Here is a 14,969-nt window from a genome sequence, read left to right as displayed (position 1 = left end):
TGCGATCCGGAGAAGCCCGCACCTTCGCCGAACGCAGTGAGTTTGCTTGCAGCGTCGTCACGGAAAGACGGCGCGATGGTGGAGTCGGACCTACCGGCTGGGGTTAGATGTGTTCAAGATTGCCAAGACCGCTTTCGCTTCGCCGTTCGTGCCTGGCTCCATTTCATTCGATTCCTCGGACAATGAACTGCTGACGCAATATTGCGTCACGGAGCGTTGGACCGGCGACCTGTCGAACGGTCTTTTCCGGCTGGGCGAGAAAGCCGCCCGGATGCATGGGCTGGATCAGCGCAATTGCGGTCTTCTCAATCTCGTGCGCTGCTATGAGCCACTGGATCGCGGCCGAGTGCTCGAATTGTTCGAACAGGCGGCTACCGCATCTTCGAGCTTCTGCTTTTCGACGACGATCAACGCGACCGGCGCACCGCGCCAGCCGGTCTTCTGCGTCGGTGAATCGACGGGCCTTGAGCAGCGCTATGCCGGCACGATCATCGGGCTATTCCTCTTCCCTCGCTTCCAGCTCGATCGCGTCAGCCAGGTATTCAAGCCGCAGTAAACGCAAGGTCTGGCAAATCCTATGCGGCCTTCGTTTCGCCCTTGCTCGTCATCGGTTGCGGCCGACCGAGGTAGTATCCCTGCGCTTCGTTGCATCCCTCAGTGAGAAGGATATCAAGCTGGTCCTTGGTCTCGACGCCTTCGGCGAGTACCGGGACTTCCAGGGTTTGCCCGAGCGCCACGATCGCGCGGAGGATGGCCTTCGCCTGCGGACTGTCCTCCACTTCGTTCATGAAGCTGCGATCCAGCTTGATCTTGTCGAACGGGAAGGAACGCAGCGTCTCCAGCGACGAGTAGCCTGTGCCAAAATCGTCGATCGCAATGGTGACGCCGAGCGCCTTGATCTGGCGCAGCGTGTGGAGGGCGCGCTCCTTGTCGCCGATGATGGTCGATTCCGTTATTTCCAGCTCAAGCCGCTGAGGAGCAAGGCCCGTTTCAAGCAGAACACGCTGAACCAGGCCCGCGACATCGGCATGGGCGAGTTGCACCGGCGAGAGATTGACCGCGATCTTGTGCGGTTGCTCCCAGCTCGCCGCCTCCCGGCAGGCCTCCCGCAGCACCCACTCGCCGATCGGTATGATGGCGCCACATTCCTCGGCAACCGGAATGAAATCTGATGGAGCGATCGCGCCTCTTTCGGCATTGTTCCACCGCAGAAGCACCTCATATCCGGTAATGAAGCCGGAACCGACGGCCTTCTGGACCTGATAGTGCAAGTGTAGTTCGTTTCGTTCGACGGCAAGCCACAGGTCGTTGGCAATAAGACGCCGACTGCGGGCTGCTTCGTCCATGGAAACCTCGTAGAAGCAGACGGTCTGCGTCAGCGCGTCCTTGGCCCGATACATCGCAAGGTCGGCATTATTGAGGAGCGCTTCGAGGTCGTCGGCGTCTTGAGGATAGATCGCAACGCCGAGGCTCGCCCCAGGCTTGATCTCGTAACCGTCAATGATGATGTCTTCCTGGAAGCATCGCTCCAGCCGCTCGATGAAGTCATTGAGCTCGCCGACATCGTCGAAGCGCTTGGAGGCAGCGAACTCATCGCCACCGAAGCGGGCGACCGACTCATCCGGCCCGAGGCAAGCCTGCATGCGCTGTGAAAGCGTGATCAATACCTGGTCCCCGACCGCGTGGCCGCGCGTGTCATTGATTTCCTTGAACCTGTCGAGGTCGATGCCGATCGCTGCGACCTTGCCGGAGAAACGGCCGGCATGCTCGATGGCGGTTGCGAGGCTGTCGTTGAAATTCGCGCGGTTCGGCAAGCCCGTGAGCCCGTCGTGCCGTGCCATGAAGGCGATCTGTTCCTCGTTGCGCAGGCGCTCGGAAATGTCCTCATAGGTCGCCACCCAGCCGCCATCGGCAAGGGCACGATATCTGATCTGGACGGATATTCCCTTCGGCAGCTTCTCGACGACCCCACCGCTCTGCTGGATGATCGCGCGATGGCGCCCATAGAGTTCGGAGGCCTTCGGCAGCCAAATTTCCGGCGCCCGATACGTATCCGCCAGAGCCCTGTCGATAAGTTCCCGGAAGGTAAGGCCCGCGCGCACACGCTGGTCAGACAGATCGAACAGCTCCGCAAAGCGCTTGTTGGAGAACACAAGCTTCTCGTCGCGGTCGTACAGGCACAGCCCCTGGGACATGTTCTCCAGCGCCAGATCGAGGTTCTTGCTGACCTCTGCGATGCGGTCGGCGTTGGCCTTTTCTTTTGTCACGTCCTTGGTGATTTTGGCATAGCCGAGCAGCGTGCCATTCTCATCATGGATCGCGTCGATCGTGACATGCGCCCAGAAATGCGTCCCGTCCTTCCGGTAACGACGTCCCTCGGCTTCATGCTTGCCCTCCTCGCGCGCGATCCTCAGCGCTTCTTCCGGAAGGCCTGCCTCGCGATCTGCCTCGTCATAGAAGCGGGAGAAATGCTGTCCGACGATTTCGTTCGCCTTGTATCCCTTGTTGCGCTCCGCCCCGGCGTTCCAGTTGGCAACGACGCCCTTCGGATCGAGCATGTAGATTGCATAGTCGGTGACGCCCTGAACCAGCAATGCAAACTGGCGCAGACTGTCGTTGACAGCCGTCTCCGTCTGCCGCGCGAAGATCGCAGCCGTCAATCCGGTGAAAAGCAGAGAGAAGGCCACGACTGCGATCAAAGGCGCCATCAGTGCGGGCGACAACACTGCGCTGTCATTGACTTGCATCGGCCCCGGCACAACGGTGACGGCCGCCATCGCTACGAAATGCAGCGAGACGACGCCAAGTACCATGAAGACGGTCGCGGTAAGGCGCGATACCGCACTCCCTCCTCGGCGCATACACAGCACCAGCGACAGGCCACAGAAAAGCGCGCCCCCAGCGAGGGATGTTGCGACCAGCGCACGGTCCCAGATGATCTCACCGGGCAGCTCAAGCGCTGCCATTCCGAGATAGTGCATGCCGGCAACGCCAGCGGCAACGATGAGCCCGCCGCTGGCTGCCGCGGCCGGGCCGGCAACATAGGTCGCAAATGCGGCACCGCTCGTTGTTACGGCGATGGCGACAACAAGCGATGCCAGCGTCAGGTGCAAACCGTAGCCGATGACGACGCCCGGATCGTAGGCCAGCATGGCGATAAAGTGCGTTGCCCAGATACCGAACCCACTCGCGACGCCGGCAGCCCCGAGCCACAGTATCCGCGCTTTTCCCGATGCGGACCTGGCCCGGTGGGTCAGAGACACCGCCACATAGCAGGAGAGTAAGCAGATCAAAGCAGCGAGGAGAACCAACCGCAGATCGTGCTCTACGGTGAGGCAGGTGAGGATGCGGAGCATGGGAAATCCGGTAGTGTGGGCTTTGGAAGCGCACTCAGCCGCAGAATGTTGAAAAATGCATGAACCGGGCCGCAAGGGGCGGACTCGTTGCAACCCTTTGCCGCATGATGCTTAATAAACGCAAAACGGCACACCCAGCCGGAAGGGGTCAAGCTGCCCTATCTAAACAATGCCAAGACTGGCTGACTAAAGCGTCAGTGCCTTCAGATCCAAAGACGGATCTTCAAGCTGCGCCCGATCCGGACTGCGCCCGAGTTCAAGCAGCTTCTTGCCGACCACATAGGCCTTGGCGTCGTTGACAGCATCGACGGCGATAAAGCGGCCGTCGCGGAAATACCAGACCGAAACGCTGCCCTCCCGCTGACCAGGTCGGACCAGGGTATCGTCGTAGCCCATGCAGAAGCCGGCAATCTGCAGTTTCACGTCATACTGATCCGACCAGAACCAGGGCTTCGGCACGTAGGGGTCATTGCCGCCGGCGATGACGGCGGCCGCGGCTTCGGCCTGATCGACGGCATTCTGCACGGATTCCAGCCGCACCCTCTTGCCCTCGAAAGGCAGTACCGCGCAGTCGCCCATGGCGAAGATCGCGGGGTCGGAGGTGCGGGCAAACTCATCGACGACAATGCCATGCGCGACCTCGAGGCCGGCGTCGCGCGCAAGCTGGTCGTTCGGCGCGATGCCGATACCGACGATGACGATATCGGCGGGCAGGACAAAACCATCGGAGAGCTCCGCCCCGGTGACGCGACCTTCCTCGCCGATCAGCCGAACGAGCCCCGTCTTCTCGCGGACATCGACGCCGCGGGCCATATGGATCGCCTTGAGGATCGTCGCGGTTGCCGGCGAGGCGACGCGCTGGAGGATGCGGTCAGCCATCTCGATGACGGTGACGTTCAGCCCCCTGCCCCGCGCAACCGCGGCCGCCTCCAGCCCGATATAGCCGCCACCGACAACCAGCACCTTGCGTCCTTCGGTCATTTCAAGTCCGAGGCGATCGGCATCGAGATAGTCGCGCACCGTGTAGACGCCCTCGAGGTTGCCACCGACCTCCGCCGACAAGCGGCGCGGCGCAGCGCCTGTGGCGAGCGCCAGATACTCGTAGTCAAGCTTCGAGCCGTCATCGAGCGCGACGGTCTTTGCCGCCCGGTCGATCGAGGTCACCGTGGTCGAAAGCCTGACCTCGACGTCGTTCTCCGGATACCAGGTTTCGGGACGGAACTGCAGGCGAGTAAGGTCGGCCTCGCCGAGAAGGTACTTCTTCGACAGCGGCGGGCGCTGATAGGGCAGGCTCGCCTCAGAACCAACGATCGTGATCGGACGCATATCCTTCAGCGCGCGCAGTTTTGCGACCAAGGCAAACGCGGCCTGTCCGCCGCCCACGACTACCAATCTTCCGGTCACGATGCTGATCCTGCGTCCTTGCGTTTCGTCAGAGGTAGCGCGCAGTGGCGGGCGACGTCAACGCGCTGGCGCGCCGCCCGGTCGCGCCTTTGCGTCACTCCTTGACGGGAACGTCGATGCCCCGATCAGAGGCCGGGCGGGCAAGGCAGCGCTCCAGCCAGGCCATGACGGCGGGGAAATCGTCGTAGCCGATCACGTTCCGGCCGCCGTAGAACACGTCTGCGCCGCGGACCCATGGAAAGAGCGCGATATCGGCGATCGTATAGGTGTCGCCCATAATCCACTGCTGGCTCTTCAGCCGGCCTTCCATGACGCCGAGCAACCGCTTGGCCTCGTCGCGGTAGCGCTCTACGGGGTAGGAATTGTTGGCGACCTTCTCGGCGGCGTATTTGTAGAAATGGCCGAACTGGCCGAACATCGGCCCGACCCCGCCCATCTGGAACATGACCCAGCACAGCGTCTCGTAGCGGCCTGCGGCATAGGCGGGGATCAGCTTGCCCGTCTTTTCGGCAAGATAGTAGAGGATCGCACCGGATTCGAAGAGACCGATCGGTTTTCCGTCGGGGCCGTTCGGATCGATCAGCGCAGGGATGCGGCCGTTGGGATTAAGGGACTCGAACTCTGGAGACTTCTGTTCGTTGGCGCCGAAATCGACGCGATGCGCTTCGTAAGCAAGGCCAAGCTCCTCCAGCGCGATCGAAACCTTCACGCCGTTCGGCGTCGGCAACGAATAGAGCTGGATGATGTCGGGGTTTTTTGCAGGCCACTTCTTGGTGATAGGAAAAGCAGTAAGGTCGACCACGGACAACTCCTCGTTCGATGGAGCCCCTACATAGGATGCCGTTTCCGCCCGGGCCAGTCCCCCGATCAAAGAACCTTGCGCACCGCCTGGATAATCTCTTCGACTACCGGATCACCCGCGTGGCTCTCCCGGCGGGCCCGCACAAGGCAAGCCTCGGACCTCAGGATCACGCCATCGGACAGAATTTTCAGGTGGTTGGCTGTGAGCGTCGAGCCGGTCGAGGTGATGTCGACGATGATGTCGGCCGAGCCGGAGGCTGGCGCGCCTTCAGTGGCGCCAAGGCTCTCGACGATGCGATAGAGCTGGATGCCGTGGTTGCCGGAAAAGAACTGCTGCGTCAGCCGCCAGTATTTTGTTGCGATCGTCAGGCGCCGGCCATGGCGGGCGCGGAAATCGGCGGCCACGTCGCCGAGATCGGCCATGGTGTCGACATCGAGCCAGATTTCCGGCACGGCGACGACGACATCGGCATGACCGAAACCGAGGCGGGCGCAGAACTCGACGCGGGCGTCGGCCTCAGCCAACCCCTCGCGCACCAGATCCTCGCCGGTGACGCCGAAATCGACCGAGCCGTTGCCGATCTCGCGGGAAATCTCCGAGGCCGAGAGGAAGGCGATCTCGATGTCGTCGCGGCCCTCAACGCGCCCGCGATAGGAGCGGTCGTTGCCGACGGAGGTAATCGTGAAGCCTGCCCTGGAAAAGATCTCCGAGGCGTCCTCCTTCATGCGGCCCTTGGAAGGAAGCGCAATGGTGATGGTCATGCGGATACGCCTTCCGAAATCGCCTGTTCGATGCGGTCGAGCCAAAGCGAAAAGCCCACGGCCGGGATACGCGTCGTCGCACCAAGCAGCGTCATCAGCCGGTCGAAACGGCCCCCGCCGGCCAGTACCGCGGGATTGTCGTTGGCGGTGATCTCGAAGACAAGCCCTGTGTAGTAGTCGAGCGGCCGGCCGAAAGCGCTGCGATAGGTGATCGACGCCGGGTCGACGCCCGCATCGACAAGCGCCTTCGCACGGGCTTCAAAACGCGACAGCGCCTCGTCTATGGCAAGGCCGGCCGTACGGGCGAAATCGTTGAGGGCCTTTGGTGCATCAGCGAATGGCGTTTCGATTGCAAGAAATGCACGCAAGGTATCGAGCGTGCCGGCATCGAGGCGCGTGCTGGCCAGCGTCATCTTCTCGCGAAGTCGCCGCGCAATGTCGACCGGGCTGCGGCTGGCGTTGGTCGAGTAGCCTGTCGCCTGCATCGTCTCGTCGATGTGGCGGGCGAGCGTCGCCTCCTCCTCGAGCAGGCCGAGGCTTGCCAGACGTTCCACCTCCGGGCCGAATACCCCCTTCGCGACGGGCTCCGACAGTTCCGACAAGAGCTTGCGCAACCGATCCTGATTGCCAAAGGCGTGGATCAGCCGCTTCTGCCACCCCGAGTGCAGCCCGCATGCAGCGACGACCGCTTCAAAAACACTCTGGTCGCCCAGAACCACCTTGAGGGTTCGTCCGGGCAGCCGGTTGCCGAGCACCAACAGCGCATCATGAACGGCGCGCGCATCGGCGCGGGCGACATCGCCCTCGCCCAGGTCCTCGATGCCCGCCTGATAGAACTCGTTGGCGCCCTCGCGCCGCTGGCGGAAGACCTCGCCGAGATAGGCATAGCGCCTGGGCGTCCCGGTCGCGGTTTCGATGTGGCGCAGGCAGACGGGAATGGTGAACTCGGGACGCAGGCAAAGGCTCTGGCCGGTCTCGCTCTCGGTCATGAAGATGCGCCGACGCAGGTCCTCGCCGGCCATGTCGAGGAACGGCTCGGCCGGCTGGATCACCGGCGTGTCGACACGTTCCGTGTCAAGGCTTGCGAATTCGGCGAGCAGTTCGGGGACGAAGGCGGGGAGATTGATCAGCGGCATGGTGCGCCTTCCCTCAGCCTTTGGTGGCTCGCGCCCGGTCATCGGCCTGATGGGCCAGGATCTCACGAACACGCTGGATCATGTCTTCTTCCGATACCACGACCTGCGCCACGCGCGCCTCGCGCCAGGTGACGTTGTCCTCGATGTCGCCGGCAAGTCGCTTGCCCTCGATCAGGTCCTTGATCTGCACGACGCCGAGCGCGCGCTCGTCGCCGCCCTGGATGATGGCGATCGGGCAGCCGCGGCGGTCGGCATATTTCAACTGGTTGCCGAACTTCTTCCAGTTGCCCTGGTACATCTCCGCGCGAATGCCGGCAGCACGCAGCGCCTGGGTGAAGCGCTGATAGCGGCCCATGCTCTCGATATCGCCGTCCATGACGGTCACGAGCACGGGTGCCACCACCTCGTCCTCGCCAAGCTTGCCGAGGTTCTTCAGCGCCGTCATCAGGCGGGAGACGCCGATGGAAAAGCCCGTCGCCGGAACCGGCTGGCCCATGAAGCGCGAGACGAGCCCGTCATAGCGACCACCGCCGCCGACCGAGCCGAAGACGACCTTCTCGCCCTTCTCGTTGGTCACGGCGAACTGCAACTCGGCCTCGAAGACGGGGCCGGTGTAGTATTCGAGACCGCGCACGACCGAGGGATCGATCTTGATCCGATCAGACTCGTAGCCGGCCGACGATACCAGATGGCCGATCTGGTTCAGTTCATCCACACCTTCCGGTCCCCTGGCAGTGCCGGCGACGATTTCGGCGAGATGCTCCGCGCTCTCGGCATAGTCCTTGATACCGACGAAAAAGAGAACCTTCTCGATCTGTTCGGCGCCGAGCCCGGCACCCTTGGTGAAGTCGCCGCTCTCGTCCTTGCGGCCTTCGCCCAAGAGCAGGCGCACGCCCTCGGGGCCGAACTTGTCGAGCTTGTCGATGGCGCGCAGCACATTAAGGCGCGCATTGGCCTTGTCGTCACCGCCGAGGCCGATCGCCTCCAGCACGCCGTCGAGCACCTTGCGGTTGTTGACGCGGATCACGTAGTCGCCGCGCGCGATACCAAGCGCCTCCATCGTGTCGGCCATCATCATGCACATCTCGGCATCGGCCTGAACGCCGGCGGTGCCGACCGTGTCGGCATCGAACTGCATGAACTGGCGGAAGCGACCCGGGCCGGGCTTCTCGTTGCGGAAGACGTAGCCGGCGCGATAGGTGCGGTAGGGAAGCTGGATCTCGTTGAAGTTCTCGGCCACGTGGCGGGCGAGCGGCGCCGTGAGGTCGTAGCGCAACGACATCCACTGGTCGTCGTCGTCCTGCAGCGAGAACACGCCTTCGTTCGGGCGATCGCTGTCGGGCAGGAACTTGCCGAGCGCATCCGTATACTCGAACAGCGGCGTCTCAACCGGGTCAAAACCGTAGCGCTCATAGACTTCGCGGATCTTCGCCGTCATCTCGCCCACGGCGCGAATATCGGCGGCGGAACGATCGACAAAGCCGCGCGGCAGGCGGGCCTTCAGTTTCTGCGGTTTTTTCTGCTTTTCGCTCATCGTGGACGCCCAGAATGCTGATATCGCTTTTGGTGGCTTCCCTAGCGGATTGGGCGGGGTGCGGCAAGGGCGGCGGCGGCTGACGATGCACCGGCCGATCATTCAGGCCTCCGGCAGAGCACGCGAATCCGATGAAGAAGAAAATAGCCGATCGGGACTTTTCACCTCCAGATTGTTTCCCTACATCAGCGGCATGAGAAGACTGTTCGTGATCCTGGCCTTTGTCGCCGCCCTCCTCGCCGGCTGGACGCCCGCGATGGCTGCGTCGCTGCACGCGGCCACGGTGGCCAACGAACACGCAGGCCATCTGTCCGGGGGCAAGCACCAGGATCACGGCAACCAGAAGCATCAAGCGGTCCACCCGCTGCTGTGCTCAGCCTGTTTCGCCGTTGTGGCCGAGGCAGACAGGATCGCGCCGCCACCGGCTCCGTCCGTCCACCCCGCCGCAATCAGCAACACGCTGCTTGGCGGATATGTCCTGCCTCTGGAACCACCTCCCCGAAACTGAGCCTGCTGAAAACCTAAAGCACGCGGAGCGCTGCTCCGCAGACCAATTTCAGATAGGACATGACAATGAACATCAAGACCTTCGCGCCGGGCGTCGCCCTCGCGCTTCTTCTCGCCCTGCCCGCTTTTGCGCAGGATTCCTCCCATCAGCCGATGGATCATTCCACCATCCAAATGGCCGAAACGAAGGGCGACCAGGGACCCTCGAGCCAAGCCTTCGCGGAAGCCAACGCCAAGATGCATGCCGGAATGGACATCGAGTTCAGCGGCAATGCCGACGTCGACTTCGCCCGCGGCATGATCGCCCACCACCAGGGCGCGATCGACATGGCCAAGATCGAGCTCGAGCACGGCAAGGATCCGGCGATGCGCAAGCTCGCCGAAGAGGTGATCAAGGCCCAGGAAGGTGAAATCGAAATGATGAAAGCCTGGCTGGAAAAGAACGCCAAGTAACCAAAACGACGAACCCGGCGAGACCATCGCCGGGTTCGTTCGCATTCGATTTAAGATGCTGGCGTCTTTGAAAGCGCCGCTAGTGCGGCGGCCTTGCTTTGGCATTTCGTTGAATACAGTTACTCACCGGCAGGCGTGAATTGCTCAGCGGTTGCTGCCGAAGCCTCAACCAGCGAAGCCGCAATTGCCTTGGCCAGCGTCATGCTGTGCTGTCGAATTTCAATGCTGTTACCGGTCCTCGCCGAGCGGATGAGGTCAAACCCCTCGCGCAAAACGATTTCCTGGGCCTTGTTGCAGGCCCAAATTTCGATGTCTGCCCCGTTTTGCGTCATTTCGTCCCCGTTGGCTAAATTAACGCAGAAACTTCCCCGTTGAATCCGTGAACTGATCGCCCCGCAACCATGACGATACATGATTCGTCAAAAAATACACGCGGCCGCAACTGGCCCGGCCGCATCCTGGATATTTTCACGCAAGGTTCCAAAACCGCGTCGCCCTATGGGTAGCGTCGCCTTGCTTCAGGACACGGGAACAGCCGCGAACGGCCGCTTCATCTCCCGTCTGAGACGCTCGACCTCCGGCTGGCAGAAACAGCCGTGGACATGATCGTTGACTAGCCCCATCGCCTGCATGAAGGCATAGACGGTGGTCGGGCCGACAAATGTCCAGCCGCGTTTCTTCAGATCCTTCGAGATGCGGCTGGAGGTCGGCGTGCTGGGATTGGCGATCAATGTCTCATAGTCCATGACAGCCGGCCGTTCGCCGGCCTGGGGCTCGTGGCTCCAGAAATAGCCGGCCAGCGAGCCGAACTCAGCGCGCATCTCCTGTGCCCGGCGGGCGTTGTTGATGGTCGAGACGATCTTGCCGCGGTGACGCACGATGCCGGTATCGGCAAGGCAACGGGCGATATCCTCGTCGTCGAACTCCGCTACCTTGTCGAAGTCGAAGCCGGCGAAGGCGGCACGGAAATTTTCGCGCTTGCGCAGGATCGTCAGCCAGGACAAGCCAGACTGGAAACCTTCGAGGCAGATCTTCTCGAACAGACGGATGTCATCGGTGACGGGACGTCCCCATTCCGCATCATGATAGCGGCGATAGTCTTCCAGGTTGCCGGTCCAGCTACAGCGTTCGCGTCCGTCGTCCCCGACGTTGATTCCCTTTGCGGTCATAAACTGCTCCATTCGTTTCTGCTTTGTTCCGATTTACCATCCATCAACCAGATTTGGAAAGGCCGCAATAACCCTACCCGGAGCTTTCATCGTTCCAGCGGCTTTTAATGAACGGGAATTTACCTTTCGCTTCCCGCACGGTGCGACCATCGCGGTCGATGCGCCATGACAGCGCCCATTTACGCACGACATCCGCCGCCCATCCGGGGTAGCGGCACGATCATGTCCGGCGAAAGGTTGAGAGTACGCCCGATGTTGAAAAAGTCCCTTCTGCTTGCCGCAAGCCTTCTTTGCGCCGTCCCCGCTGCCGAGGCAAGCGACCGGTACGCAACCCGTCCGCCGGTCGTCGTCAGCCCTGACCTCACCGCACCCTGGGTCATGCAGCTGACCGGCCGGGGCGTCCAGCCGGCCGTATCAACCCGCAGGATCGTCACCCGGCAAAAGGTGCAGCAGAAGCGCATCGTGCGTCAACCGAACGCGGCCGGCGTGCAACTGGCCGCGGTAGGCGGCGCACAGCCGGCAAGGCCCCAGATCGATCCGATGTACCTGCCGCAGATCGTCGACTACGAAAGCCCCCACAAGGCCGGCACGATCGTCATCGACACCAACAATCGCTTCCTCTACCTGGTTCTCGATGGCGGCGAGGCCCGGCGGTACGGTGTCGGCGTCGGCAAGCCCGGCTTTGAATGGGCCGGCACGCACAAGGTGACAGCCAAGAAGGAATGGCCGAGCTGGACACCGCCGAAGGAGATGATTGCGCGCGAGGCCGCCAAGGGCCACTACCTGCCGGACTTCATGGAAGGTGGACCTGCCAACCCGCTCGGCTCGCGTGCCATGTATCTTGGTTCGACGCTCTACCGGATCCACGGCACCAATGCCCCCTGGACGATAGGCTACGGTGTCTCCTCTGGCTGCATCCGCATGCGCAACGAGGACGTGGTCGATCTCTATGAACGTGTCGGCGTCGGCACCAAGGTGATCGTTATCTAAGCAAAGGTGCCGAAGACGACACCTTGGCGATTCGCCAACATCAATGGTTGAAGCATCGACAACGGCGGCAATCATGCCGCCGTTCCTCTGTGTGCCGCGCGCAACACATGCGGCGTTACTGGTGCTACACTGCCTCCACAAATCCCTATTGCGCGGCCGCTCCGCTTGAAAAGCGTTAAAACTTCGTTAGCCTCCGCGCAAATTTGAGGCCAAGAGGAAAACGAAATGACGAGACTCGTGCATGTGCTGCTGGCCGGAGGCGTTGCGCTTGCAACACTTCTGCCGGCTGCATCCGCGAATGCTTTCACCGCAGGCCAGACCGGATCGTCTGACGCTGCATCCAGCGACATCATTCGCGTCGCGCAGTCGAAGCAGGTCGCACCGAAATACCACCGCCGCATGGTGCGCCTGACCACGGACGAGCGTCCGGGCACGATCATCGTCGATACCAACAACAAGTACCTCTATCTCGTCGAGAGCAAGAACCGCGCAATCCGCTACGGCATCGGCGTCGGCCGCGAGGGATTTGGCTGGTCGGGCGTCGTCAAGGTCGGTCGCAAGGCGGAATGGCCGGGCTGGACGCCGCCGCCGGAAATGGTCGCCCGCGAGCGCAAGAAGGGCCGGATCCTGCCCGCCTATCAGGAAGGCGGCATCAACAACCCGCTCGGCGCACGCGCGCTCTATCTCTACAGCAAGTCCGGCGGCGACACGTCGTTCCGTATCCACGGCACCAACGAGCCCTGGTCGATCGGCCTCAACATGTCGTCCGGCTGCATCCGCATGATGAACAAGGATGTCGAGCACCTCTACGAGCGCGCCGACATCGGTGCAAAGGTGATCGTTGTCGGGCCCGGCGGCAAACAGGGCAAGGTCAGCTACGACGATCGTGGCGTCGACGTTCTTCGCACGATCTTCGGCAGCTTCGGCGGCTGAGCCCGACCATCACAAACAATCGAACGGCGCGCGTCCGCATGGTCGCGCGCCGTTTCGTTTTTTCCCAGATTCATTCACTGAGCGAGCACTTTGCCTTGCCGTGCCTTTCGATCGTCTCTGTCGGCCTGCTCGCCGAAAACAGCCACAGTGTGTATTGGCCCTCGTAGGTCATTCCTTCCTCGCCCGTCTTTGTCATGATGACGATTTCGGCCGATGAGAATGGCAGGTCACCCTGGGTCTCGACATAGATCAGCAGCCGCAATTCGTCGTAGTGCAGCCAGTGATGCGGGAGATTGTCTCCGTTGAGCGAGACCTTTTCCAACTCCTTCGGCGCGATGGTGGGCGAAAGGGTGAGCTGACCGGCAAAATTCAGCAGAGGCGCGCCCATGCCGTGTCCGAAGCCGCTTTCCACCTCAAGTCGGAGGTTGGCATCATCTATCTCACAAGCGAAACCGCCGGTCGCATAGGCGGATGAAGCCGACGTGAGAATAGCAAGGCCCGATAAGGCTGAAATGATCCAAATGCGCATGAGGAACTCCCGGAACCGGTTCTTCCCTCTTCAACGCGTGGGGGCGCGAGAATATTTGCAGGGGCGCAGTCTACATCGCCAACTGGCGCACCCTCCTCACGCCAGGATCGCCGGCTTCTCGCCGCCATAGGCCCAATCCAGAAGTTCTATCGTGTGCAGGATCGGTACTTCCGTGCCGGTGGCAATCTGCGTGATGCAGCCGATGTTGCCGGTGGCGATCACGTCCGGCTTCGTCGCCTCCAGGTTCTTCACCTTGCGCACCTTCAGCTTCTCGGAAATTTCCGGCTGCAGAATGTTGTAGGTGCCGGCGGAGCCGCAACAGAGATGGCCTTCGGCCGGATCGCGCACGGTGAAGCCGGCATTCTTCAGCAGTGTCTTCGGCAGCATGGTGATCTTCTGGCCGTGCTGCATCGAGCAGGCGGAATGATAGGTGACGGTGACGCGCTTCATCTCCTGCTGCGGCAGGTCAAGCGTGGCGAGATACTCCGTTATGTCCTTGGCGAGGGCGGAGACACGCGCCGCCTTTTCCGCATAGGCCGGATCGAGCCTCAGCATGAAGCCGTAGTCCTTGATCGTCGTGCCGCAGCCCGACGCCGTGATGATGATCGCATCCAGCCCGCCATTGTCGATTTCGCGCAGCCAGACGTCGACGTTGCGGCGCGCCGCCTCCAGCGCCTGCTCCTCCCGGCCCATGTGATGGACGAGCGAACCGCAACAGACCTCGCCGACCGGCGCCACCACGTCGACGCCGAGGCGGGTCAAAAGCCGGATCGTCGCTTCGTTGATTTCCGGCTTCAGGACCGGTTGTGCACAGCCGGACAGGATCGCCACCCGACCGCGTTTTTCTCCTGTGGCCTCATGCGTGCCGGGCCGGGCGCTTGGCGACGGCTTTGGCACATGCCGCGGCGCCAGATCCAGCATCGCTGCGAACGGCTCCAGGCCCTTCACTCGCTTGAACAGCCCCGCGAAGGGCCGGCCAAGGGCAGCGGCCCGTAGCGCCAGCCGGAAACGTCCCGGATAAGGCAACACGGCCGCGAGCACGTTGCGGGCCACACGGTTCCAGAACGGACGACGATAGGTGTTCTCGATGTGGGCGCGGGCATGATCGACCAGGTGCATGTAGTCGACGCCGGAAGGGCACGTGGTCATGCAGGACAGGCAGGACAGGCAGCGGTCGATGTGGGTCACGACCTGCTCATCGGCCGGCCGGCCGTTCTCCAGCATGTCCTTGATCAGGTAGATGCGGCCACGCGGGCTGTCGAGTTCGTTGCCAAGCGTCACGTAAGTCGGACAGGTGGCAGTGCAGAATCCGCAATGAACGCACTTGCGCAGGATCTTCTCGGAGGTTGCGACATGCGGATCGGCCAACTGCTCGGCGGTGAAATTGGTCTGCAT

The 14,969-nt window shown here is 62.2% G+C and carries 15 protein-coding genes; 5 read left to right on the top strand and 10 right to left on the bottom strand.

Features of this window, described 5'->3' with window-relative positions; genetic code table 11:
* Window positions 1-109 precede the first annotated feature (109 nt).
* Complete coding sequence (locus IB238_RS00885) at window positions 110-556, top strand: hypothetical protein (RefSeq protein WP_192242509.1); 447 nt, start codon at window positions 110-112, stop codon at window positions 554-556.
* Window positions 557-575: 19 nt separating this feature from the next.
* Here the strand turns inward: IB238_RS00885 and IB238_RS00880 are convergent, their stop codons facing one another.
* The 6 genes from IB238_RS00880 to hisS all read right to left on the bottom strand — a co-directional run bounded on the left by IB238_RS00880 (window position 576) and on the right by hisS (window position 8,993).
* The gene (locus tag IB238_RS00880; protein WP_192242507.1) at window positions 576-3,356 is read right to left on the bottom strand and encodes an EAL domain-containing protein; all 2,781 of its coding nucleotides are present in this window, start codon (window positions 3,354-3,356) and stop codon (window positions 576-578) included.
* 186 nt (window positions 3,357-3,542) lie between these two features.
* Window positions 3,543-4,760: an FAD-dependent oxidoreductase gene (locus tag IB238_RS00875; RefSeq protein ID WP_192242505.1), complete on the bottom strand. Its 1,218-nt coding sequence runs from the start codon at window positions 4,758-4,760 to the stop codon at window positions 3,543-3,545.
* Window positions 4,761-4,854: 94 nt separating this feature from the next.
* Window positions 4,855-5,562 carry a glutathione binding-like protein gene (locus IB238_RS00870; RefSeq protein WP_192242502.1) on the bottom strand — a complete coding sequence of 236 codons (708 nt, stop codon included), beginning with the start codon at window positions 5,560-5,562 and terminating at the stop codon, window positions 4,855-4,857.
* A 65-nt stretch (window positions 5,563-5,627) separates the two neighbouring features.
* Complete coding sequence (gene hisG, locus IB238_RS00865) at window positions 5,628-6,323, bottom strand: ATP phosphoribosyltransferase (protein ID WP_192242500.1); 696 nt, start codon at window positions 6,321-6,323, stop codon at window positions 5,628-5,630.
* Window positions 6,320-7,459 carry an ATP phosphoribosyltransferase regulatory subunit gene (locus IB238_RS00860; protein WP_192242498.1) on the bottom strand — a complete coding sequence of 380 codons (1,140 nt, stop codon included), beginning with the start codon at window positions 7,457-7,459 and terminating at the stop codon, window positions 6,320-6,322. The genes hisG and IB238_RS00860 overlap by 4 nt, the downstream gene beginning before the upstream one ends.
* A 13-nt stretch (window positions 7,460-7,472) precedes the next feature.
* Window positions 7,473-8,993, bottom strand: a complete 1,521-nt coding sequence (gene hisS, locus IB238_RS00855) for a histidine--tRNA ligase (protein ID WP_192242496.1) — start codon at window positions 8,991-8,993, stop codon at window positions 7,473-7,475.
* An 85-nt stretch (window positions 8,994-9,078) separates the two neighbouring features.
* Here hisS and IB238_RS00850 point away from each other — a divergent pair, with 85 nt between their 5' ends.
* Both IB238_RS00850 and IB238_RS00845 read left to right on the top strand, forming a co-directional pair.
* Window positions 9,079-9,501 (top strand): hypothetical protein, encoded by a 423-nt coding sequence (locus IB238_RS00850; protein WP_192242494.1) that lies wholly within the window; start codon window positions 9,079-9,081, stop codon window positions 9,499-9,501.
* A 65-nt stretch (window positions 9,502-9,566) separates the two neighbouring features.
* A complete protein-coding gene (locus IB238_RS00845; RefSeq protein WP_192242492.1) occupies window positions 9,567-9,953 on the top strand; it encodes a DUF305 domain-containing protein in 387 nt (128 codons plus the stop codon).
* 119 nt (window positions 9,954-10,072) lie between these two features.
* Here the strand turns inward: IB238_RS00845 and IB238_RS00840 are convergent, their stop codons facing one another.
* On the bottom strand, window positions 10,073-10,366 hold the full coding sequence (locus IB238_RS00840) for a hypothetical protein (protein ID WP_192242490.1): 294 nt from the start codon (window positions 10,364-10,366) through the stop codon (window positions 10,073-10,075).
* Between the two features lie 105 nt (window positions 10,367-10,471).
* Window positions 10,472-11,122 carry a DNA-3-methyladenine glycosylase I gene (locus tag IB238_RS00835; RefSeq protein ID WP_192242488.1) on the bottom strand — a complete coding sequence of 217 codons (651 nt, stop codon included), beginning with the start codon at window positions 11,120-11,122 and terminating at the stop codon, window positions 10,472-10,474.
* A 252-nt stretch (window positions 11,123-11,374) separates the two neighbouring features.
* On the opposite strand from IB238_RS00835, the gene IB238_RS00830 reads away from it, so the two are divergent.
* Window positions 11,375-12,112, top strand: coding sequence for a L,D-transpeptidase (locus IB238_RS00830; RefSeq protein WP_192242486.1), 738 nt, complete (start codon window positions 11,375-11,377; stop codon window positions 12,110-12,112).
* Window positions 12,113-12,337: 225 nt separating this feature from the next.
* Window positions 12,338-13,045, top strand: a complete 708-nt coding sequence (locus IB238_RS00825) for a L,D-transpeptidase (protein ID WP_192242484.1) — start codon at window positions 12,338-12,340, stop codon at window positions 13,043-13,045.
* Between the two features lie 70 nt (window positions 13,046-13,115).
* Here IB238_RS00825 and IB238_RS00820 read toward each other — a convergent pair whose 3' ends face one another.
* On the bottom strand, window positions 13,116-13,574 hold the full coding sequence (locus tag IB238_RS00820) for a hypothetical protein (protein WP_192242482.1): 459 nt from the start codon (window positions 13,572-13,574) through the stop codon (window positions 13,116-13,118).
* Window positions 13,575-13,670: 96 nt separating this feature from the next.
* Window positions 13,671-14,969 (bottom strand): glycolate oxidase subunit GlcF, encoded by a 1,299-nt coding sequence (gene glcF / locus IB238_RS00815; protein ID WP_192242480.1) that lies wholly within the window; start codon window positions 14,967-14,969, stop codon window positions 13,671-13,673.

Origin of the sequence: Rhizobium sp. ARZ01 (assembly GCF_014851675.1) — a bacterium.
GTDB lineage: Bacteria > Pseudomonadota > Alphaproteobacteria > Rhizobiales > Rhizobiaceae > Mycoplana.
This window is presented reverse-complemented; position numbering and strand designations above follow the sequence as displayed.

Excerpts from the sequence above, each read along its gene's own strand:
- IB238_RS00880 (WP_192242507.1), bottom strand. The coding sequence starts at position 3,356 with ATGCTCCGCATCCTCACCTGCCTCACCGTAGAGCACGATCTGCGGTTG.
- hisG (WP_192242500.1), bottom strand. The coding sequence starts at position 6,323 with ATGACCATCACCATTGCGCTTCCTTCCAAGGGCCGCATGAAGGAGGAC.
- IB238_RS00860 (WP_192242498.1), bottom strand. The coding sequence starts at position 7,459 with ATGCCGCTGATCAATCTCCCCGCCTTCGTCCCCGAACTGCTCGCCGAA.
- hisS (WP_192242496.1), bottom strand. The coding sequence starts at position 8,993 with ATGAGCGAAAAGCAGAAAAAACCGCAGAAACTGAAGGCCCGCCTGCCG.
- IB238_RS00850 (WP_192242494.1), top strand. The coding sequence starts at position 9,079 with ATGCACCGGCCGATCATTCAGGCCTCCGGCAGAGCACGCGAATCCGAT.
- IB238_RS00845 (WP_192242492.1), top strand. The coding sequence starts at position 9,567 with ATGAACATCAAGACCTTCGCGCCGGGCGTCGCCCTCGCGCTTCTTCTC.
- IB238_RS00840 (WP_192242490.1), bottom strand. The coding sequence starts at position 10,366 with ATGTATCGTCATGGTTGCGGGGCGATCAGTTCACGGATTCAACGGGGA.
- IB238_RS00835 (WP_192242488.1), bottom strand. The coding sequence starts at position 11,122 with ATGACCGCAAAGGGAATCAACGTCGGGGACGACGGACGCGAACGCTGT.
- IB238_RS00830 (WP_192242486.1), top strand. The coding sequence starts at position 11,375 with ATGTTGAAAAAGTCCCTTCTGCTTGCCGCAAGCCTTCTTTGCGCCGTC.
- IB238_RS00825 (WP_192242484.1), top strand. The coding sequence starts at position 12,338 with ATGACGAGACTCGTGCATGTGCTGCTGGCCGGAGGCGTTGCGCTTGCA.
- IB238_RS00820 (WP_192242482.1), bottom strand. The coding sequence starts at position 13,574 with ATGCGCATTTGGATCATTTCAGCCTTATCGGGCCTTGCTATTCTCACG.
- glcF (WP_192242480.1), bottom strand. The coding sequence starts at position 14,969 with ATGCAGACCAATTTCACCGCCGAGCAGTTGGCCGATCCGCATGTCGCA.